We start from the raw sequence: 20719 nt of genomic DNA on the forward strand, positions 1-20719 counted from the left end.
GTGCCCTTGGTGTACGGCGGTTTTCATCGACTGAGCTTAGAGAGGACGGTTGTGACGGAGTACCCCAGCCAGGCGCAACGCTACATTGCGCCAGACGCAACGGGCGCAATGTCAGCATCAGGCGTGATCGGCTCAGCGTTGCGTTTGGCGAAAAACAACGTTGTGCAACAGGTGGATTCTCGGGCGGCGCCCGGACACCTACCTTGGGGGGGTGCAACATTCAACCACGGAGCCCCTCATGAGCATGCACTCATCCACGATTCAGGTGACTTACGACTTCATCTGCCCATGGTGCTGGATCGGTGAGGAAAATCTCGAACGCGCACTGGCCGCCACGGGCTTTTCAACCAGCCACTCCATCCGTTTCCTGCCTTATCAGTTGAACCCGGACATGCCTGTTCAAGGCATGGATCGCAAAGCCTATCGCTCTGGCAAGTTCGGCAGCTGGGCACGTAGCCAGGCGCTGGACGCCCAGGTCACCCACGCCGGAAAGGCTGTCGGCCTTGAGTTCGATTATGAACGCGTCGAAAAAACGCCCAACACTCTCGCCGCGCATCGCTTGGTATGGCGCGAGCAACAGGCGGGCAGGGACGCGTCCCCGCTGGTCAGGGCCATTTTCAAGGCGTATTTCGGCGCAGGGCGGGATATCGGCGACCTTACGGTACTGGCTGACATCTGTGCCGAAACCGGGCAGGACCGAGGCGCCATTGTCGATTTCCTCAAGGCCGATGAGGGCACGGCGCAAGTCTTGGCACTCGAAGCCCGATCCAAGGCGTCCGGTCTGCGCTCGGTGCCGACTGTGCAGATCGCCGATGACGTCATCAACGGCGCCCAACCCATCGAAATAATGATCCAGATACTGGAACGCAACCAGGCCGCCTGAGGCGTCTGTTCAGCCCCTCCCCATATAGGAAAAATCATCATGACTCAGCACTTGTTCAGCCCGATCAAGCTCGGCCAACTCAGCTTGAAGCACCGCGTCGCCATGGCACCACTGACTCGCTCGCGGGCGGGCCAACCGGGCAACGTCCCCACATCAATGAACGTCGAGTATTACCGTCAGCGTGCCAGTGCCGCCTTGATCATTACCGAGGCGACCCAGATTTCGCAGCAGGGCCAGGGTTACGCCTGGACGCCCGGCATCCATAGCGACGAGCAGATTGAAGGCTGGAAGGCTGTCAGCGAGGCCGTACACGCAGAAGGCGGGCGCATTTTCCTGCAACTGTGGCATGTGGGCCGAGTGTCGCACCCGGTGTTCCAGCCCAACGGCGGCTTGCCGGTGGCGCCGACCGCGCAGCCGGTGCCCGGCAAGACTTTCATCTTGAACGAACAGGGCGAGGGCGTCTGGGGCGATGTGCCTGTCCCGCAAGCGCTGGACATTCCAGGCATCGAAGCAATCATCGCCGACTTCCGCGCCGCCGCCCGTAACGCGATGCTCGCCGGTATGGATGGCGTGGAAATTCACGCGGGCAATGGCTACCTGCTCGACCAGTTCATTAACAGTGCCAGCAATCAGCGCAGTGACCGCTACGGTGGAAGCATCGAAAACCGTGCACGCTTGCTGCTTGAAGTCGTCGATGCCGTGACTGCACAAATCGGTGCCGAGCGGGTTGCCGTTCGCCTGACACCGATGGGACGTTTCATGGGAATGGGCGATGACACCCCGGAGCAAACCTTCGGCTACATCGCATCCCGGCTCAATCACTGGGATCTGGCTTACCTGCACCTGGTTGAACCGATGATGGTCGGCACCGTGCTCGATGAAAGTAACGATCCACGCTGGGATGCGATCATCAAGCAACTGCGTGCGCAGTTTCACGGCGTTCTGATGTTGGCCGGAGGCTACAGCGGCGAAACGGCCGAGCAGGCCATTGCGCAGGGCCGTGCGGACATCATCGCGTTTGGTCGTCCGTTTATTGCCAACCCTGACTTGCCCACGCGCTTGCGCGGTCGCAAGCCACTCAACGTTGCCGACGGCAACAGCTTTTTTGGCGGCGACGCCAAGGGCTACATCGACTATCCGGTGTTGGCATGAGCCATCGCTCAACGGAGTCTGGGGAATCACCCGGCAACGAGGAGAAAGCTATGAAGAGTTCAGGCGTTTCGAAGGCCTTGGTCATTGGTGGTTCTCTGGGAGGGCTGTTCGCCGCCACGGCATTGCGCGCGATCGGTTGGCAGGTCGATATTTACGAGCGATCTCCCGCCGCGCTGGATAGCCGCGGCGGAGGCATCGTTCTGCAAGCGGATGTCTTGCACCATTTTCGTTATGCGGGCATTCATCCTGCCGGGGCGCTCGGGGTCCGCTCCCATGATCGGCTTTATCTGGATCGGACAGGCAGCGTCGTGCATAAAGAGCCGATGCCGCAAACCCAGACGTCCTGGAACGCCCTGTACAGCTCATTATTGTCTGCATTTCCTGCCGAGCACTATCACCGTGGCAAGACGTTGGTCGATCTGACGCAGAATGAGCACCGCGTCACGGCGATGTTTGCCGATGGCAGCGCTGCCGAGGGCGACTTGCTGATTGGCGCTGATGGCGCGGGGTCGAGCGTGCGCAGCGTGGTGCTGCCCGGCGCGGCGCCTGCCTACTCGGGGTATGTGGTGTGGCGTGGGCTGGTCGATGAACAGCAGCTGCCAGACTTCGCCAAGACACAGCTTTATGAGGACTTTGTTTTTCAGCAAGACCCTGAATCGCTGATGCTCGAATACATGGTGCCGGGTGTGAGTGGTTCCGTTAAGCCTGGCGAGCGTCGGTTCAACTGGCTGTGGTATTTGAAAGCGGCACCAGGGCCGGAACTGGATGCCGTGCTCACTGACAACAACGGCCGTCGGCGCAGCCACTCGATTCCACCCGGGACCTTGGCCGCTGGACAGGAGGCTTACATCCGGGAAATGGCTGAGCGGCTGGTGAACCCGGCTTTCCGCGAGCTGATTCGCCAGACCCGGGACATTTTTGTGCAAGCGATCCTTGATTTCCAAGTCCCGCAAATGGTGTTCGGTCGCGTGCTGTTGACGGGCGACGCCGCGTTTGTGCCGCGTCCTCATACCGCCGGCAGCACGGCCAAGGCTGCCCGCAATGCACTGTCCCTGGCGCAAACCATCGACGACTCCGGCGACCTCGATCATGCCCTGTTGGCCTGGCAGCAACAGCAACTTGCAGAAGGCCGGCGCATGGGGGATTGGGGCGTGAGCATGGGCAATCGGATCATGGGAATTGCCCAGGCCTGACAGCGCGGGCTGTGGGCGGTGATCCAACAGAGCACAGCCATGCAAGACTCGCGCTGCCGGGTCGTGCACAGTCGCTGTGTTTACCTTTCGATTCCGGAATCAGGACATGGATAAGTTGCTGGCGCTGAAGATGTTTGTCGAAACGGTGCGCTGTGGCGGTTACTCATCTGCAGCGCGCAAGCTCGGCATCTCGACTTCATCGGTGACGCGACAAGTTGCGGGGCTGGAGAGTGAGCTGGGCGCCAGCCTGCTCAACCGCACGACACGCAACACCAGCGTCACGGTGGCGGGGCAGCACTATTTCGATAAAGCTGTGGCGATTCTCGCGGCCATCGACGCCGCCGATGCCACCGTTGCCGACCGTGGCAGCGAAGCTCAAGGACGTTTACGGGTCAGCGTGCCGGTGGAGTTTGGCCGGCGAATCATCGCTCCGCACCTGGGGCGCTTGCTTGAGCGTCATCCGGGCCTGGAAATCAGTCTGTCGCTGAGCGACGAGGTCAGTGACCTGCTGAGCGAGCAAATCGATGTGTCAGTGCGCCTCGGTTCATCGGTCGTCAGCGATGACATCGTCAGCAAGCGGCTGGGTGGTTTCCAGCGCTGGATTGTGGCCAGTCCCGACTATCTGAGGCGAACCGGCCTGCCGCGACATCCACGTGATTTGCTTGAGCATCAGTGCCTGCGTTTCGATTACCGCAAGGGCGACAACAACTGGACATTCAAGGGCGCAGGGGATGTCACCCACGTGGATGTGCAAGGACGGCTGCAAAGCAACAATGCCGATATTCTGCGCGAGGCGGCCTTGGCCGGTGGCGGGATGACGCTATTGGCCGATTGGCTGGTGCACGAGGATGTCAGTGCAGGCCGGTTGACGCGGGTGCTGGAGCACTATGAGATCAACCCCGGTAGCGCAAGCACCTGCATCAACGCGCTGTATTTGCCCAACCACCGGGGTTCGAGTCGCATCAATGTGTTCATCGCGTTTCTTCAGGAAATACTCGCTGCCTGAGCACGGCCTGCGCCAGCCGTTGGTAAAGATTGTGCGTATTGTTAATTCTCTGTTGTTTGCGTTGCTGGCGAGGTGCCACAATTTAGCCTGTCGATTCATCATGTTCAGGCGGATTAAATGGATGATCTTGAGCTAGGAAGTGATCAGGGCTCACACATAGCCGAACAGGTTCGAACAGATCGCTTGCAGCAGTTATTTCGACAATCAGGTGCTGCCGTTTTCGGCAGTTATATGGCAGCCGTCATGCTTTGTTGGCTGTGTTGGGATCGGTTCGATCACACGGTGGTTGTTGGATGGATAGCGTTATTGACGGTGTCGACGTTACTGCGTATCTGGATGTTCATTGGCTATTTTCGTAGCCCCGTCACTGAACGCACGCCCAAGCGTTGGGAGCGAAAATACTGGAGCACACTTGTGTTGTCCGCCGGTATATGGGGCGCCGGGGCACTCGCGGTCATACCGGCCCATGACCTGTTGGCCCAGGCGATGGTCATGCTTTTTACAGTCGGGATGTCTGTCAGCGCGGTATCGTGTTATTCGGCCTATCGGAACATGACGATGTTATCCATCGGCCTGGTTCTATTGCCTTGTTCAACGTGGCTGTTGTTTCAACCCTCAACCTTGCAAAAAGGCATGGCGCTCGCCGTGTTCGTGTTTGCCTCATTTGTGGCCAGCGCTACGCGCAGAATGTCTGACGCCCTTGAAACCGCGTTTCGTCTGACCCGTGAAATGGAGCGGGAAAACAGGCTTTCCATCAGAGCCGCTCGAACCGATGAACTGACTGGCCTGAAGAATCGCCGCGCTTTTTTCGATGACGCCCACCAGCTCTACAGTGAATGCAAAAGCAACGGTTCGGTACTTTGCGCCGTGATGCTCGATATGGATCACTTCAAGCACATCAACGATTCTTACGGTCACCAGGTAGGGGATCAGGTTCTGCGTCAGGTGGGTGCGGTCATCAGTGCGTCGATCCGTAAAAACGATGTACATGGCAGGCTAGGGGGCGAGGAGTTCGCTATTTTGCTTCCCGATACCAGCATTGAAGTGGCGACGAGTATCGCGCAGGAGCTGATGCAGGCTATCGCCGGACTGAAGGCAGAGCCTGCTGACCGCATAACGGCCAGCCTTGGCGTGGCGTCATCGGATTTCACCGACGATAGTCTCTACAGTTTGATGAACAATGCCGACAGAGCGCTATACAAAGCCAAGTCATATGGTCGTAATCAAGTGGCTGTTGCTCAATAGTGCTTTTCGCTCAGTTGGGCATCACGGCAGCTGCTGCTGATGACTTCGGCTGGAAGGTCGTCGCCATTGTTTCGCAGTCCTGGAGCTCGCCGACTCACTGCGTCTTTAAAAACCGCTCAATCTCCTCAACGGTGCTGCGCGCTGTGCGGGTGACGCCAATCAGTGTCGCTGAAGCGGCGCCGGTCCAGTCTCCATAACCGACCAACCACAAGCGCGGCTCCTTGATCGAATGCGTGCCTTCAACGGCGACACGTCCGTCGGCGGTGCACACACCCAGTGATTGCAGATAGCCGAGGGCAGGGCGGAAGCCGGTGCACCAGATGACAACATCGACCGGCGTCTGCAAGCCATCGGCCCATGTCACGCCGGTTTCGGTGAAGCGCAGGAATGGCCGAACCGCGTGCAGTACGCCGCGTTCCCGGGCCTCGAGGACCGGCGGCACCATCACGATGTCACCCAAGCCACCGACCGGTTGCTCCACGACTTTGCCGGCGAGCTGGGCTTTCCAGCGTTCGGTGGCGCGTTCGAACAGTACCCGGCCATCTACGTCATCGGCGAGAAATTGCGGCGGTTGCGGAGTGACCCAAGTGACGTCGGCCACCTTTGAGACTTCCGCGAGGATCTGTGCACCGGAGTTGCCACCGCCCACCACCAGGACTTTTTTCCCGGCAAACGGCTTGGCGTCGACGTAGTGGGCCGAATGCAACTGTTGGCCATTAAAGGTTTCGCTGTCGGGGTAATGCGGCAGGTAGGGATGGCGCCAGGTGCCGGTCGCGCTGACCACTGCGCGGGCTAGCCAGCTGCGGTCTTGGGCCTTTACATGAAGGCGATTACCCCGGCGCTCGATGGCATTCACCCAATAGGGACGTTCGATCGGGAATTGGTAGCGTTGCTCGTACTGACGCAGATAATCCAGCACGTTGTCGCGGCTGGGGTAGCCGTCTGTGACCGGTGGCATCATCCAGCCGGCGATGGAACTCCACGTCGCGGGTGAAAACAGTCGTAGAGAATTCCAGCCATGTCGCCAGGCACCACCCGGTGCGTCTTCAGCGTCGATGATTACGAAGGAGCGCCCGGTTCGGCGCAGGAAGTAAGCCACCGCGAGTGCGGACTGGCCACCGCCAATAATCGCAACATCCACGTCAGTGCAGTTGGCAGGCATCGGGAATCCTCAGGTCAGCGAGCGTCAGGCTACGTTAACCCATCCAAACCGAGTGTTTTCTGACGTTCCTCAAGCAGCTGCGATTTAAACCACTGCCCGAACAACGCCCCCACTAGCGCCGTGATAACCATGGCCAACACACTGTTGCGCAACCTGATTGGTGTCACCGGCGCCAGGTTCGTTCGCTGACGCACGTTGAAGGGACAGGAATCAGGTCGGTTTATTCACGGAGGAGGGGGCTGACGGAGCACGTTGTTTTTTTCGCTCCAGCCATTCAAACAGCCCCATGCCAACCAGCATGGCGATGACAAAAACGGCGCCTTTGCCGATGCCTGAACCTAGCAGGACCAAGGCCGGGCCCGGACAGACGCCTGCAAGGCCCCAGCCGATCCCGAACAGGAGGCTGCCAACGACCAGTCGCCGGTCGATGTGTCGAGCGGTGGGCAGGTTCATGGGCAGGCCGAGCAGTGACCGGGTTCGGGTTCTGGCGAATTTGAAGCCTACCGCCGCCACCGCAATGGCACCGGCCATGACGAAGGCCAGCGATGGATCCCAGTGCCCGGCCAAATCGAGGAAGCCGATGACTTTGGCGGGATTGGTCATGCCGGAAATCAGCAGACCGATACCGAAAATCAGCCCGGCAAGCCACGCGTAGAAGAGCGCCATGGTCAAAGACCTCCCAGAAGGTGCTTAACGACAAAAACGGTAACGAAACCCGCCCCCATGAACACCAGTGTCGCTATCACAGAGCGCGTCGATAAGCGCGACAGTCCACACACTCCGTGGCCGCTGGTGCAGCCAGCGCCATAACGGGTGCCGATGCCGACCAGCAGGCCCGCGACAATCAATAACGGATATCCGGCATCAATCTGTATTGCGGGTAAAGAGGCGAACAGGCGAAAAGCCAATGGCGCCATTAGCAGGCCCAAAATGAAAGCCGCGCGCCACGCGACATCCCCGGTTATCGGGCGCAGCAGACCGCCGACAATGCCGCTAATGCCTGCGATGCGCCCGTTGAACAGTATCAACAGCACAGCCCCCGTGCCGATCAGCAAGCCTCCGATCAAAGCGCTAAACGGCGTGAAGTGGTTCATGTCGATCATGACGTTCTCCTTACTGGGGCGTGTGTAGTGAAGCTTGATCGCGATGCAACCTTGATCATCTGATGGACGTCGCATTGACCGCAAGAGCGGTCAGCTGCATTGCTCGGGCGAAACCGATGGCATCGCCCATTCCCAGAGAAAGCTCCTGCGCAAGTGGCTCTTTTCGCTCAAGGATCAGGTCGTAAATCTTTCCAAGGAAACCCGCACGCGCTCGCAGACCAACAAGGAAACGCCGCACGCGCTGCCGCGACTGCCCGATCAACGTCTTCAGCCGATCCACTGGCGACCTCTGCAACTACGCTTTCAGTCGCCGGATTGACCACGGGCAAACTGGCAGGCGTTGCCGGCGAAGACCAGCCACCATTGATATAAAACTGTTGAGACGGATGACCCGGAATGGTTTTTGACTAGTGCTTCCAAAGGACACAATCTCGTTGCTCTTTATAAAGCGATTCCTCCTGAATACGCTGATGCAATACGCCAGATATCAGAACGTATTTCACCTGGTTTTGAGTTGGAGCGCCGCCTTGATGATTGCTCAAAGCTTTTTGTTGGGACTCGCTACACCTATGAACATGGTTCCATTCAAGGCTTAGATACGGACGTGTTTGAACTGGCTCCGCACCTGGAGCGGATCATCGCGGAAATGACGCAGACATCAAACGGCGGCAGTGTTGCTACTAGCAACACCTGATCACTTGGTGAAAAGCATCGAGCAGAGCCCAACGAGGAAAATCCTTCATGTCGCATAATGTATATTATGTTAAATGATATATTGCGCTAGGCACCCTCACGCTAAACATGTCTCCACTTCGACAATCAACCCAGCACCTTGTAGATCTGAGTAACCACCTGCCTCGTAGCATCTTCAAGCGCAATCAAACCGATGTTCTGGGTGAAGACGTTGTAGGGAAAGCTGTTGAGCAAGCCGCCGAGCATGGTCGAGAAACCGTGAGCGCGAAACGCGTTATCGAGAGTCCGTTGCGTGGTCGGTTTGCCGATCGTCTGGCAGTTGTCGGTGGTCCCGGCCATGATCACTAATGTCACACTGACCGTGGCCAAACCCGGCAACAGATTGGCGGGTTACCCAAGGAACTTGCGTTCCAGCAACTGGGCAAATTGATCATGCTGCATGTCTGCCAACCCGGCCATCCATTGGCGCAACTCGATACCGTCACGTTCGGCGACCAGCGCGCCCATCGCCGCCTGGCCTTCAGCGCCCACGCGAGTAAATTGCCGAGCAGCGAATACCTGCGCTCGACCCAGTTGTGGCAACCGGAAAGCTATCTGGCGTTATTCGAAATGGTTCGTGCCGTGCTCGACTGGACCACCCTGCCCCGGCAACTGATCAAGCGTGAATTGGCCAAGGGTGAACTGGTGGAGCTTATGAAAGAAGTGCTCTTAACTGAGCTGGAATGGGTATAACTTCCTTGCTTTCTGGTGAGACGCATACGTGGGTGATATTCGCCGTAAAAGCCAATAAGTCCTTACCTAAAAATCCCTCAACCAAAAAGGTAAAAGAGTGCGCCCCCAGCTTGGCCACACCAACTTTTATAATCATTTCATCATCCCACGTTACCGGGCTCAGCAACTCTATCGACATCGCGCGCACCGGCGGCAGAATATTAAAACCCATTAAAGTTCTAAGCCCTGGAGCGCCCAGCCACCGGTCAAGCGCTACATAAATAGCTTCTACAGCAAAATATGAGAACCGCGGAGTGTAAACCACTCCTGCCGGGTCACAATCTCCGAACAAAATGGTTCGACTTACAAAAACTGCATCCGGCATTAAATCATCCCTGTCGTTATTGGTTAGCCACGCCGCCGGCGTCTTGCCTATTAACGCACTTGCATGTAGCACTGCTGGCTTGGTGCAGTGCGACCAAGCCGCACTGCACTTGTCTCTCGGCCTTTAAAACCAGGTCTCCATCTGAATGCCGTACTGCCAGACACCTCCCGCATGGAAGTCGGTCATGCCAAAGGCATCTGTGGTGCTGAATCTGTCAAGATCCGAAGACCAGTTCATGAAGCTTGCGAACACTCGCAGTTCAGGACGCGTAAGAAGATCTGCAACGTCAAGTTTGAATGTCGGGGCGACCGTGAATTTCCAGAAGTTACCGTCGACCGCATTACGTTGCAGATAGCCCTTGGGGTCGAGGTTCATGGTTTGCCAGCTCAGTTCGTAGGCCATCTCGAAGTTACTGTTGATTTTGTTAGCCAGTCGCACGTTCAGAGTCAGCCAGCGGTAGTCGTCACCCTTGACGTATCGGTCCTTGCTTTGCTCGGCCAGCAAGCTGGGCCCGATACGCCAGTCAGGCGCAAGCGGGGTCTCCCCGTAAAGTGCCAGACGCAGCGCGCGGGCCTCGTCGATCAACTCCCCGTCTGAGCCAACGTTCTTGACCTCTGCACCCAGGCCTTGCCCATAGAGCAGCGCCGTTTTGAAGAAGCCTTCTCTGCCGAAAAAAGTTTTCTGGTGATTGGCCAGCATGCTGTGCAAGCCGGAATCCGCAGGCGTCAAACCGGCTTTATTGGTGCGGGTCGAGAAATCGTTTTTCTTCGCACCGATGGCGTTGTACATCCATTGCCACTGGCCATCCGCGAAAAACTGGTTGGAGGTCAGAATGTAGCTTTCCACATCGGCATTGATACCGCCTTGACTGAAATCCCCGTAGCTACGCCCAATCAGGGAGTAATTCGAGCGCCAGTTCTTGTTCATCTGCACATCGTAAATGCCACCGCCGGTGCCAGCCAGGTAGACGACGTCCGAGTCCAGCCAGTGGATATCGAAGTTGTCTCTGTCGAAGCGTTTGCCTGCCCACAGCGTGGCGTTCTCGAACACTGAATTGCCTTTGAACGCGGCGACATGGTCGAGCGTGGCGAATACCTGGCGTACGTTGAGTTTGCTTTCGTCGGCCGTCCAGTCGTTGGAGCTTTCCACCCCGTCGGCGATGGAAACCGTGAACTTGGAGCGGGTGCCGTTTTGCGCATGGATCTCTTTCGACAGGTCGATACGCATGTAGGTGTCGTCTTCGTTGCCGAGTCGCCCCACTGCACCGCCCACCGAGCCGGCCGGCGTTGTATAAGGGCCGCCACGGCCACCACCGAGTCCCTCGTCGACCAACAATCCGGAGCGCGCATAGCCGTTGAAGCTGAACCCATCAGTGAGGTGTCCGGTACTGCCCTCTTTCTCCGGGCTTTGCTGACGGGCTTCGAGTTTTGCCAGTCGGGTATCCAGGTCAGGCGCCGAAATGGCTGTTGCGTTAGACGCGGCGGGCTGCAAGGGAGGGGACGCAAGTTTGATCTGCTGCAATTCGCGGGCAAGTATTTGGGTCTGCTGTTCGGCCGTAGCTGCGCGCTTTTCGGCTGCGCTGGCACGGGCTTCAAGTGCGGCCATGCGCTGTTCCAGTGTCGCTGCCTGAGAGGTCGCCGCGGATGTGCCGAGCACACCTGCCAGGAGCCAGCCTGTTGCTTTCTGCATGTGAAATCCCTGTTTGTTTTTATTGTTGGTTGACGCTATTGACGTTTTTTTGCCGGAGCAGCGCGTTGTCGCAATCGACGAAAAAAAGGGTGCCTCATCGCAAATACGCTGCTACATTTGGTGATGTTAACGTTAACTTTTCTAAAAACAAAAATAAAGGATGCTCGATGAAACACCTGAAATCGCTCCTGCCCGCCACATTGATCACCCTGTTTGCCGCACTTCCATCCGTCTCGAGCGCAGCCGATCTGACGATCTCGTGCGGTGCTGTGGGTGCGGAGTTGCAGCTGTGCAAGGAGGCCGTCGAGAGATGGTCGAAACAGACTGGCAACAACGTCGAGGTGGTCTCCACGCCTAACTCGGCGACCGAGAGGTTGTCGTTCTATCAACAGATTCTCAGTGCGCAGTCCGCCGACATCGACATCATTCAAATCGACATGGTCTGGCCGGGGATGCTGGCCAAACACCTGATGGATCTGCGTGAAGTGCTTCCAGCCAACGCGACCCAAGGCTACTTCCAGGCACAGGTCGATAACGCCACCGTAAACGGACGTTTGGTGACGATGCCCTGGTTCACCGACTCGGGCCTGCTGTATTACCGCAAAGACTTGCTTGAGAAATACAACCGGCAGGTCCCCCAGACCTGGGAAGAAATGACTGCTACCGCGAGGGATGTTCAACAGGCCGAGCGCACCGCCGGGAACGCCAATGTCTGGGGTTACATCTTTCAGGGCCGCGCCTACGAGGGGCTGACGTGTAATGCGCTGGAGTGGATCAGCAGCCAGCCGCAAGGCGGGCTGATCAATCAACGCGGCGACATCGTGGTCAACAGTCAGGCTTCAAGAGCAGCTTTGACGTTGGCGAAAAGCTGGGTCGGCGACATCTCCCCGCGTGGCGTGCTCAATTACACCGAGGAAGAAGGCCGTGGCGTTTTCCAGTCGGGCAATGCGCTGTTCATGCGTAACTGGCCCTATGTCTGGGCCCTGGTGCAAAGCCAGGACAGTGCCGTAAAAGACAAAGTCGGGGTCGCTCCCCTGCCCCGCGCCGGCGAGACCGGCGACCATGCCTCCACCCTCGGTGGCTGGGGCCTGGCGATATCGCGCTACAGCGCCCATCCCGAACTTGCCGCCGAGCTGGTGAGCTACCTGACCAGCGCCCAGGAGCAAAAACGTCGAGCCCTGGCAGGCGCCTATAACCCGGTGATCGAGTCGCTGTATCAAGATCCCGAGTTACTCGCGGCCATGCCTTATTACGCTCAGTTGCACAGCATTCTCAACGATGGGGTCATGCGCCCCGCATCAATCACCGCCGATCGCTATCCGCGGGTCTCCAATGCGTTCTTTGATCGCGTGCATGGCGTGCTCGCGGGCGAGTTGCCCGTCGATCAGGCGCTGGCCGAACTGGAAAGCGAACTCACGCGCATCAAACGCCAGAACTGGTAAGCCACAAGGAAGGAAATCACCATGTCTGTCTCTACTGCCCATGCCCCCTTCGACGAGCTGCTGCTCACGAGGGAAACGCCCGTACAACGCCGTCGGGTACGCGCCGCCTGGCTGTTCCTGACACCGATGCTGTTGTGTCTGGCCCTGGTCGCTGCCTGGCCGCTGCTGCGCACATTCTGGTTCAGCCTGACCGACGCCAGCCTGGCGGACAGCGGTGGCGCAACCTTCATCGGCTTGAGCAATTATCTGGTCCGCAACGGTTCCGCCTGGTCGGGCATCCTCGTCGATCCACAATGGTGGAATGCGGTGCGCAACACGTTGTATTTCACTGTGGTGTCAGTGGGCCTGGAAGTCGTACTGGGGCTGTTGGTGGCGTTGCTGTTGAACATCAAGTTCACCGGCCGTTCTCTGGTGCGTGCGCTGATTCTGATTCCGTGGGCGATTCCGACCATTGTCTCGGCTAAGATCTGGGCATGGATGCTGAACGACCAGTTCGGCATCATCAATCACTTGATGCTGAGCCTCGGCCTGATTGACGCGCCCCTGGCCTGGACGGCAGATGCAGACCTGTCGATGTGGGCGGTGATCATCGTCGACGTCTGGAAGACCGTGCCTTTTGTCACGCTGCTGATGCTGGCGGCCTTGCAGATGTTGCCAAGCAATTGCTACGAAGCGGCCCGGGTCGATGGCATCCACCCGCTGAAAGTGTTCTGGCGTGTCACCCTTCCCCTGTTGATGCCTGCACTGCTGGTGGCAGCGATCTTTCGCATTCTCGACTCGCTGCGGGTATTCGACGTGATCTATGTGCTGACCTCGAACTCGTCGAGCACCATGAGCATGTCGGTGTATGCCCGTCAGCACCTGGTGGAGTTCCAGGACGTCGGTTACGGCAGCGCGGCTTCGACCCTGTTGTTTCTGGTGGTGGCGGTCATCGCCATGCTTTATCTCTACCTCGGCCGCCGTCAACTGGAGGTCCGTTCATGAGCCCGCGCCTGCTGAAAAAAGCGTTGTTGCGCCTCGGCTTCTGGTGCCTGATCGGGGTGTTGCTGCTGTATGCGGTTTTCCCCTTCTACTACGCCATCCTCACGTCGCTGAAGCCGTCCAGCGCCTTGTTCGAGGTCAGCTACTGGATCGCAAACCCGGACTTCTCCAATTACGCGGCGATCCTCCATCAAGCCTCATTCCTGCGGGCGATCGGTAATTCGCTGGTGGTTGCGCTGTGCGTGGTGACACTGGCGCTGTTCCTCAGCCTGACCGCCGCCTATGCCTTGGGCCGGGTGAAATTCCGCGGGCGTGGCACGGTGTTGATGATGGTGCTTGGCGTGTCGATGTTTCCCCAGATTGCGGTGCTGTCGGGGCTGTTCGAAGTGATCCGTGCCTTGGGGCTGTACAACACGTCCTGGGCGTTGATCCTGAGCTACACGATTTTCACCCTGCCCTTCACCGTCTGGGTGCTGACCACATTCATGGGGCAATTGCCCCATGAATTGGAGGAAGCGGCAATCATGGATGGCGCCTCGCCCTGGGTCACGCTGACCCGAGTGCTGTTGCCGTTGCTATGGCCCGCGCTGGTGACCACTGGTTTATTGGCCTTCATCGCCGCGTGGAACGAGTTCCTGTTTGCCCTGACCTTCACCCTCACTGACACCCAACGCACGGTGCCGGTCGCCATCGCCTTGATTTCCGGCGGCAGCCCCCATGAGTTGCCTTGGGGCTTGTTGATGGCGGCGTCGGTGCTGGTCACCGTCCCACTGGTGATTCTGGTGCTGATCTTCCAGCGCCGAATCGTATCCGGACTTACTGCCGGCGCGTTAAAGGGTTGATGCCCAACAAAGACAAGGAACAGCATCGTGATCAAATTAAAACTGGACAACGTGAACAAACAATTGGGCGGCGTGCGGATTCTTCGCGACATCAACCTGGAGATCGCGGCGGGTGAATTCGTGGTGTTCGTCGGCCCTTCGGGCTGCGGAAAGTCGACCCTGCTGCGGCTGATCGCCGGACTGGATTCGATCTGCGCCGGCGACCTGCTGATCGACGGGCGACGGGTCAACGACCTGGAGCCGCGCGAGCGTGGCGTCGGCATGGTGTTTCAGTCTTATGCGCTATACCCGCACATGAGCGTCTACGACAACATCAGTTTTGGTCTCAAGCTTGCGAAGACGGAAAAGAGCAGCCTGCGCGAGCGGGTGCTGAAAACTGCGCAAATCCTGCAATTGGACAAGCTGCTGCAACGCAAGCCAAAAGAGCTGTCCGGTGGGCAGCGTCAGCGTGTGGCCATGGGCAGAGCCATGGCGCGAGAACCGGACATTTTGTTGTTCGATGAGCCGCTTTCCAACCTGGACGCGTCCTTGCGGGTGCAGATGCGCAACGAAATCGCCCGGCTGCATGCCCGACTGCGCTCGACCATGATCTACGTTACCCACGATCAGGTAGAAGCGATGACCCTGGCCGACAAAATTGTCGTGCTCAATGGCGGCCATGTAGAACAGGTCGGCGCACCGCGCGAACTCTATGAGCGCCCGGCCAGCCGCTTTGTCGCCGGTTTTCTCGGCTCGCCCAGAATGAATTTTCTGCCGGTGCGCCTGCAGACGCCAGGTGAAACCAGCCTGGTCGATACCCTTGTATGGGGAATCATGCCCCTGCCCTTCGACAGCTCGAACCTGGCGACGGGCACGCAGCTGAGCCTGGGGATTCGTCCGGAGCATGTGTCGCTGAAGGCGGCGGATAAAGCCGCTGGCGTCATCGTTACTGCGGTCGAATACCTGGGCAGCGAAACCTATGTGCACCTCGAGACAGGTCAAGACGATCCACTCATCTGTCGTTGCGAAGTCAGCGCCGGATGGCAAGCCGGCGATCGGGTTGAGCTGCAACTGGACATCGACAATCTGCACCTGTTCGACGTCGACGGCGCGGCCTTGAAGCGCTACCCGCAAGCCATTGAAACCCTTCCGGATGGCGTCTGTCTGCGCTCGGCACGAGCAAGCGCCCTATGACTGAGTATTTGAATTCTATGAACGACCCAATGTCTTGCGCCCTTGACCTTGCGCAGCATGCGCTGAGTGATGGTCTGACTCGCGTCATCCAGGATTATCGTCCCGGTTATCATCTTGCCCCGCCGGCAGGCTGGATGAACGACCCTAACGGCGTCGTGTACTTTCGTGGCGAATATCACGTTTTCTATCAGCATCACCCCTTCGATGCGCAGTGGGGACGGATCTATTGGGGCCACGCCAAGAGTGCCGATCTGGTTCATTGGCAGCACCTGCCCATTGCGCTGGCTCCCGGCGATGACGTCGACCGTGACGGTTGTTTTTCCGGTAGCGCCGTGGTGTGTGGCGATACCTTGGCCCTGATCTACACCGGGCACACTTGGCTGGGTGATGTGGGAGACGAGCGTTTCATCCGTCAAGTGCAGTGCCTGGCAACCAGTACCGATGGCATCCACTTCGTCAAACATGGCGCCGTGATCGACCGCGCGCCGCAAGACACCATCATGCACTTCCGTGACCCCAAGGTCTGGCAGGAGGATGACTGTTGGTACCTGATTGCCGGCGCGCGTCTGGGCGACAGGCCGCTGCTGCCGTTGTACCGTTCCACGGATCTGCACACCTGGGAATTCCTCGACTATGTGTCCGCCGGCAGCGAGGGCGATGGCTATATGTGGGAGTGCCCGGACCTGTTTCGCCTGAATGGACGCGACGTGCTGCTGTACTCGCCCCAAGGCATGCAAGCCGACGGTTACGACCGGCTCAACAAATACCAGACGGGTTACCGAGTGGGCCAACTCGATAGCGCATGGCATTTCACCGGTGGGCCTTTTATCGAGCTGGATAACGGCCACGATTTCTATGCAGCGCAAACGCTACTGGCCGCCGATGGTCGGCGCCTGGTGTGGGCGTGGCTCGACATGTGGGAAAGCCCGATGCCGAGCCAGGCCCATCACTGGTGCGGCATGCTCGGCTTGCCGCGTGAACTGGAACTGCGCGGCGATCGCCTTTGCGTGTATCCGGCACGGGAGCTCAGCGCTCTGCGCCTGGCGCCATTGCCGGATACGCCCGGCTGGGAAGATACGGGATCGCGGTGGGTGCCGGAAGTGCGCGGCGATATGCTCGAAATCCATGTGCAACTGGATCTGCTCGACTGCACCGACGGCCACTTGGGGATCGCCTTGCGTTGCAGCGACGATGGCCGTGAAGAAACCCTGCTCTACTACGATGCAGCACTGCAGCGCCTGGTGCTCGACCGCAGTCGCTCGGGTGCGCAAGTCACAGGCCAGCGCAGCGTATGGATAGACCCGACACAACAGCGACTCGAACTGCGCGTGTTCCTCGATCGTTCGTCCGTCGAGGTGTTCGACGAAAACGGGCACTTCAGCCTCAGCAGTCGCGTCTATCCGCAGCCCGACAGCCTGGGCGTGAAGCTTCTGGCAAGCGGGACCGGCGGACGTGTGTCGATTTGCAGGGCATGGCCTCTTGGTTCTGGATGGCTATGAACGGCGTCATTCGGGTCGCGAGAAGCGCGGGCCCTGTGTCATGATCCGGCGTCAACCTGACCGATTTTGCCTCACATGACTTCAGTGAAAGACGTTGCACAGCTGGCCGGCGTGTCCTTGATGACGGTTTCTCGTGCGCTCAACAGTCCGGAAAAACTGAGCGCCGAAACCCTTCAGCGGGTGCGTCGGGCCATTGATGAATTGCAGTTCGTACCGAGCCTGTCAGCGCGCAAGATGCGCGGCGATAACCTGCAGTCGCGGACCATCGGTGTGTTCGCGCTGGACACGGCAACCACGCCGTTCGCGGTCGAGTTGCTGCTGTCCATTGAGCAGACCGCGCAGCAGGCAGGCTGGAATGTCTTTATCCTCAACCTGCTCAGCAACCCGCCCACCGACCAGAACATCGACCTGATGCTGTCGCACCGTCCGGACGGCTTGATCTTCAGCGCCATGGGATTTCGCCAGGTTTGCATTCCCGAACGATTGAAGAGCAAACCGTTGGTCCTCGCCAATTGCCTGGCCGATGACCGCCGTCTCGTCAGCTATGTACCCGACGATGAAGCGGGCCAATACCGGGCCGTACACCATGCGTTGAACCTCGGCTACAAGCGCCCGTTGTGTATCAATCTGCCTAAACAGAGTCTGGCCTGGGGGCTGCGCCAAAAAGGCCTGCAACGTGCCTGTCAGGCATTCGGACTGGCGCCGGAGGCACTCCTGCAATACGACCTTTCCGACCATGATGCCTATAGCGAAACGGCCGCTATCCTCGACCGGCACATCAACGATGGTCGCCCCCAATTCGATATCCTGATCTGTGGCAACGACCGCATTGCCTTTTGTGCCTATCAGCTGCTATTGGGCCGAGGCCTGAAAATTCCCGAAGATGTCGCGGTGCTTGGCTATGACAACATGGTCGGTATTGCAGAGCTGTTCATCCCCCCGCTGACCACGGTGCAACTACCGTACTACGAGATCGGGCGCAAGGCTGTCCGGCACCTGATCGAGACCCTCGACTTATCGGGCGCCCAGCCGGTTGATTGTCCATTGGTGGTCAGAACATCGCTATGAGCCTGGAAGGGCCCGCGCAGGGCCCTTTTCGGACTTCAAGCAAAATGGTCCGGCCATTGAGCCAATCCTTCACCGTCTGATCGAAACCTGTCCCGACAACCTCACACACTGCGATGTGAGGTTTTCGCATCTGCACAAAAAAGATTGCCGATTCATTGTCAGGTGATTTTTTTCAGCCTATCTTGAATAAAACCTATACAGAACGCTTTGTCGCGTACAACTCTTTCGCTATGGATCGGCCTTAACGTACAGCACCGCCGCGAGAACCTTGAATGAACCCACTACTAGCCAGCCATTACCGTGAAATCCTCGTCGGCGTCGGTGAAAACCCCGAACGCGAGGGATTATTGGACACGCCCAAGCGTGCCGCCAAAGCGATGCAGTATCTGTGCAATGGCTACACGATGAGCCTGGAAGACGTCACCAACGGCGCGCTGTTCGAATCGCAGAGCGATGAAATGGTGATCGTCAGCGACATCGAGCTTTATTCCTTGTGCGAGCACCACATGCTGCCCTTTATTGGCAAGGCGCACGTGGCCTATATCCCCACCGGCAGAGTCCTCGGGCTGTCGAAGGTCGCGCGCGTGGTGGACATGTTCGCGCGTCGCCTGCAGATCCAGGAAAACCTCACCCGGCAGATTGCTGAAGCCATCCAGCAGATCACCGACGCTGCCGGTGTGGCAGTGGTCATTGAAGCCCGGCACATGTGCATGATGATGCGCGGCGTGGAGAAGCAGAATTCGGTCATGACTTCCTCCGTGATGCTCGGCGCGTTCCGTGACAGTTCAACGACGCGCCAGGAATTCCTGCAACTGATCGGACGGCGATAAACCTATACAGGTCAAAGGTACTGTACAAGCCGATCGTTCGACACTTCACCCTCTTCGCTCGAGTACTTCAGGGAGTAAGGCAATGACCCGATTTCTGCTGTTACTGACATTGGTCCTCAGCGTCGCGAGCTGCGGCAGTGTGGATGTCACCCGCTATGCGGATCAGCAACCGGCGTTGGATCTGGAGCAGTTTTTCAGTCAGCCCGTCAAAGCCTGGGGGATGTTTCAGAAGCGCAGCGGTGAGGTGGCCAAGCGGTTCGAGGTCAACATCGTCAGCCGTCGTGAGGGCAACAACCTGATTCTCGACGAGCATTTCCTGTACAGCGACGGCACCCGCCAACGCCGTGTCTGGACCCTCACACCCGAGGGCCAAGGGCGCTGGAGCGGGCGCGCGGATGACGTGGTGGGCGTCGCCAAGGGCCAGGTCGCTGGCAATACCTTGCACTGGCGCTATCGCCTGAGCCTGCCGGTCGACGACTCGACGTACGAAATGAGCATGGACGACTGGATGTACCTGATGGACGAGGACACGCTGATCAACCGCACCGCCATGTCCAAGTTCGGGGTAGAGGTCGGCCAGGTGACGTTGTTCTTCCGTCGCCAGGGTGCCGGAGCAAGCCAATGAACCGCGCACTGACCATGGCCTCGCTCGGCGACGGTTACCGTGCGCTGGTGATCGGCGCCAGTGGAGCCCTCGGCACAGCTTTTTGCGAACAACTTGAACAGGATCCGCGCTGTGCCGGGGTTCGTGCGCTGGGGCGCCGGACCGTTCCCGCACTGGACCTGGAACGCCCCGAAACGATTGCCGGCGCTGCCACAGAGCTGGCAGCCGAAGCACCGTATCAGTTGATCATCCACGCGGCCGGCCTGCTCCATCGCGACGCGATCAAGCCGGAAAAAAGCTTCAGCGCGATCGAGCCGGAGGCGCTGCAAGCCGTGTTTCAAGTGAACACGCTGGGACCGGCATTGGTGCTGCGCCACTTTCTGCCGTTGCTCGATCCTCAGGGAGCGATGGCGATGCTTTCGGCCAAGGTCGGGAGCATTGGCGACAACCGTCTGGGCGGCTGGTACGCCTATCGTGCATCCAAGGCTGCACTGAACATGCTGATCAAGAGCGCAGCCATCGAACTGGCGCGCACTCGCCCGCAGAGCCGCTTGCTCAGCCTGCATCCGGGCACTGTCGTATCGGCGCTGTCGCAACCTTTTCGCGGGGCGTCCAGCGCCCGGCCGGCAGACGTCGCCGCTGACCAGCTACTGACCTTGATTGACCAGTTGACGCCGGCCGATAGCGGCCATTTCTTTGCCTACGATGGAGAACGCCTACCCTGGTAGGCAAGGAGTGAAGCATGAACCTGCAAACCCTCACCGAACGTGCGGCCAACAGCGAAATCCGCGAGCTGGAACTGCTGTCACTCGAAGGTGGTTTTTACCTGGCACGGATCCGCCTTGATCACGGCCAGTTCACCCTGCTTGATGATGCAGCCAAGCCGATGCACCTGCGTTCGATCACTCACCTGCGGGACCTGCTGCAAACCGTGCCGGCCTTTCCGTGCGTGCTGGTGCAGCAATGCGTACATGACGAAATGTGTGGCCGGGATACGGGACCTGTCGAAGAGCTGCGTATTCCGTTTTCGCTCACCACGCCGTTATGAGGTGGACAAT

General features: G+C 58.7%; 22 protein-coding genes and 2 pseudogenes. 17 read left to right on the forward strand and 7 right to left on the reverse strand.

Annotated elements, in window-relative coordinates; all coding sequences use genetic code 11:
• Positions 1-238: 238 nt before the first annotated feature.
• From K5Y35_RS21655 to K5Y35_RS21675, 5 genes are all read left to right on the forward strand, one after another.
• Entirely contained in the window at positions 239-883 is a 645-nt protein-coding gene (locus K5Y35_RS21655; RefSeq protein WP_123468802.1) for a DsbA family oxidoreductase, read from the forward strand.
• Positions 884-922: 39 nt separating this feature from the next.
• Positions 923-2035: an alkene reductase gene (locus tag K5Y35_RS21660; protein ID WP_222832887.1), complete on the forward strand. Its 1113-nt coding sequence runs from the start codon at positions 923-925 to the stop codon at positions 2033-2035.
• Between the two features lie 50 nt (positions 2036-2085).
• Positions 2086-3228, forward strand: coding sequence for an FAD binding domain-containing protein (locus K5Y35_RS21665; protein WP_222832888.1), 1143 nt, complete (start codon positions 2086-2088; stop codon positions 3226-3228).
• 106 nt (positions 3229-3334) lie between these two features.
• Positions 3335-4234, forward strand: a complete 900-nt coding sequence (locus tag K5Y35_RS21670; protein ID WP_123468797.1) for a LysR family transcriptional regulator — start codon at positions 3335-3337, stop codon at positions 4232-4234.
• 117 nt (positions 4235-4351) lie between these two features.
• The gene (locus tag K5Y35_RS21675; protein WP_222832889.1) at positions 4352-5479 is read left to right on the forward strand and encodes a GGDEF domain-containing protein; all 1128 of its coding nucleotides are present in this window, start codon (positions 4352-4354) and stop codon (positions 5477-5479) included.
• A gap of 94 nt (positions 5480-5573) precedes the next feature.
• On the opposite strand, the gene K5Y35_RS21680 is transcribed toward K5Y35_RS21675, so the two are convergent.
• The 4 genes and pseudogenes from K5Y35_RS21680 to K5Y35_RS21695 form a co-directional block, all read right to left on the reverse strand.
• Complete coding sequence (locus K5Y35_RS21680; protein WP_222832890.1) at positions 5574-6641, reverse strand: ArsO family NAD(P)H-dependent flavin-containing monooxygenase; 1068 nt, start codon at positions 6639-6641, stop codon at positions 5574-5576.
• Between the two features lie 210 nt (positions 6642-6851).
• Entirely contained in the window at positions 6852-7307 is a 456-nt protein-coding gene (locus tag K5Y35_RS21685; protein WP_222832891.1) for a YeeE/YedE family protein, read from the reverse strand.
• Positions 7308-7309: 2 nt separating this feature from the next.
• Positions 7310-7744 carry a YeeE/YedE family protein gene (locus tag K5Y35_RS21690; protein WP_222832892.1) on the reverse strand — a complete coding sequence of 145 codons (435 nt, stop codon included), beginning with the start codon at positions 7742-7744 and terminating at the stop codon, positions 7310-7312.
• 79 nt (positions 7745-7823) lie between these two features.
• Positions 7824-8142, reverse strand: a pseudogene (locus K5Y35_RS21695) (aldehyde dehydrogenase family protein); the annotation flags it as partial.
• Between the two features lie 5 nt (positions 8143-8147).
• Between K5Y35_RS21695 and K5Y35_RS21700 the strand changes: the two are divergent.
• Entirely contained in the window at positions 8148-8438 is a 291-nt protein-coding gene (locus tag K5Y35_RS21700) for a hypothetical protein (RefSeq protein ID WP_222832893.1), read from the forward strand.
• 125 nt (positions 8439-8563) lie between these two features.
• On the opposite strand, the gene K5Y35_RS21705 is transcribed toward K5Y35_RS21700, so the two are convergent.
• Positions 8564-8776, reverse strand: a complete 213-nt coding sequence (locus tag K5Y35_RS21705) for a solute carrier family 23 protein (RefSeq protein WP_222832895.1) — start codon at positions 8774-8776, stop codon at positions 8564-8566.
• Between the two features lie 48 nt (positions 8777-8824).
• On the opposite strand from K5Y35_RS21705, the pseudogene K5Y35_RS21710 reads away from it, so the two are divergent.
• A pseudogene (locus K5Y35_RS21710) lies at positions 8825-9130 on the forward strand (LysR substrate-binding domain-containing protein); the annotation flags it as partial.
• On the opposite strand, the gene K5Y35_RS21715 reads toward K5Y35_RS21710, so the two are convergent.
• Both K5Y35_RS21715 and K5Y35_RS21720 read right to left on the reverse strand, forming a co-directional pair.
• Positions 9129-9533: an acyl-CoA thioesterase gene (locus K5Y35_RS21715; RefSeq protein WP_128614720.1), complete on the reverse strand. Its 405-nt coding sequence runs from the start codon at positions 9531-9533 to the stop codon at positions 9129-9131. The pseudogene K5Y35_RS21710 and the gene K5Y35_RS21715 sit on opposite strands and share 2 nt — an antisense overlap.
• Positions 9534-9656: 123 nt before the next feature.
• Positions 9657-11222 carry a carbohydrate porin gene (locus K5Y35_RS21720; protein ID WP_186745351.1) on the reverse strand — a complete coding sequence of 522 codons (1566 nt, stop codon included), beginning with the start codon at positions 11220-11222 and terminating at the stop codon, positions 9657-9659.
• Positions 11223-11389: 167 nt separating this feature from the next.
• Here K5Y35_RS21720 and K5Y35_RS21725 point away from each other — a divergent pair, with 167 nt between their 5' ends.
• The 10 genes from K5Y35_RS21725 (at position 11390) to K5Y35_RS21770 (ending at position 20709) form a co-directional block, all read left to right on the forward strand.
• The gene (locus K5Y35_RS21725; RefSeq protein ID WP_222832896.1) at positions 11390-12664 is read left to right on the forward strand and encodes an ABC transporter substrate-binding protein; all 1275 of its coding nucleotides are present in this window, start codon (positions 11390-11392) and stop codon (positions 12662-12664) included.
• A 21-nt stretch (positions 12665-12685) separates the two neighbouring features.
• Entirely contained in the window at positions 12686-13648 is a 963-nt protein-coding gene (locus tag K5Y35_RS21730; RefSeq protein WP_222832897.1) for a carbohydrate ABC transporter permease, read from the forward strand.
• Positions 13645-14487, forward strand: a complete 843-nt coding sequence (locus K5Y35_RS21735) for a carbohydrate ABC transporter permease (protein WP_222832898.1) — start codon at positions 13645-13647, stop codon at positions 14485-14487. The genes K5Y35_RS21730 and K5Y35_RS21735 overlap by 4 nt, the downstream gene beginning before the upstream one ends.
• Before the next feature lie 27 nt (positions 14488-14514).
• Positions 14515-15660, forward strand: coding sequence for an ABC transporter ATP-binding protein (locus K5Y35_RS21740; RefSeq protein ID WP_222832899.1), 1146 nt, complete (start codon positions 14515-14517; stop codon positions 15658-15660).
• A complete protein-coding gene (locus tag K5Y35_RS21745; RefSeq protein WP_222832900.1) occupies positions 15657-17159 on the forward strand; it encodes a glycoside hydrolase family 32 protein in 1503 nt (500 codons plus the stop codon). The genes K5Y35_RS21740 and K5Y35_RS21745 overlap by 4 nt, the downstream gene beginning before the upstream one ends.
• Positions 17160-17234: 75 nt before the next feature.
• A complete protein-coding gene (locus K5Y35_RS21750) occupies positions 17235-18227 on the forward strand; it encodes a LacI family DNA-binding transcriptional regulator (protein WP_222832901.1) in 993 nt (330 codons plus the stop codon).
• 272 nt (positions 18228-18499) lie between these two features.
• A complete protein-coding gene (gene folE / locus K5Y35_RS21755) occupies positions 18500-19057 on the forward strand; it encodes a GTP cyclohydrolase I FolE (protein ID WP_123468712.1) in 558 nt (185 codons plus the stop codon).
• A gap of 82 nt (positions 19058-19139) precedes the next feature.
• The gene (locus tag K5Y35_RS21760; RefSeq protein WP_222832902.1) at positions 19140-19682 is read left to right on the forward strand and encodes a DUF3833 domain-containing protein; all 543 of its coding nucleotides are present in this window, start codon (positions 19140-19142) and stop codon (positions 19680-19682) included.
• Positions 19679-20389 carry an SDR family NAD(P)-dependent oxidoreductase gene (locus tag K5Y35_RS21765; protein ID WP_222832903.1) on the forward strand — a complete coding sequence of 237 codons (711 nt, stop codon included), beginning with the start codon at positions 19679-19681 and terminating at the stop codon, positions 20387-20389. Before K5Y35_RS21760 ends, K5Y35_RS21765 begins: the two co-directional genes overlap by 4 nt.
• A gap of 14 nt (positions 20390-20403) precedes the next feature.
• The gene (locus K5Y35_RS21770; RefSeq protein ID WP_064587549.1) at positions 20404-20709 is read left to right on the forward strand and encodes a DUF6482 family protein; all 306 of its coding nucleotides are present in this window, start codon (positions 20404-20406) and stop codon (positions 20707-20709) included.
• Positions 20710-20719 lie beyond the last annotated feature (10 nt).

The organism is Pseudomonas sp. SC3(2021), from assembly GCF_019856535.1.
GTDB classification, from domain to species: Bacteria; Pseudomonadota; Gammaproteobacteria; order Pseudomonadales; family Pseudomonadaceae; genus Aquipseudomonas; species Aquipseudomonas monsensis.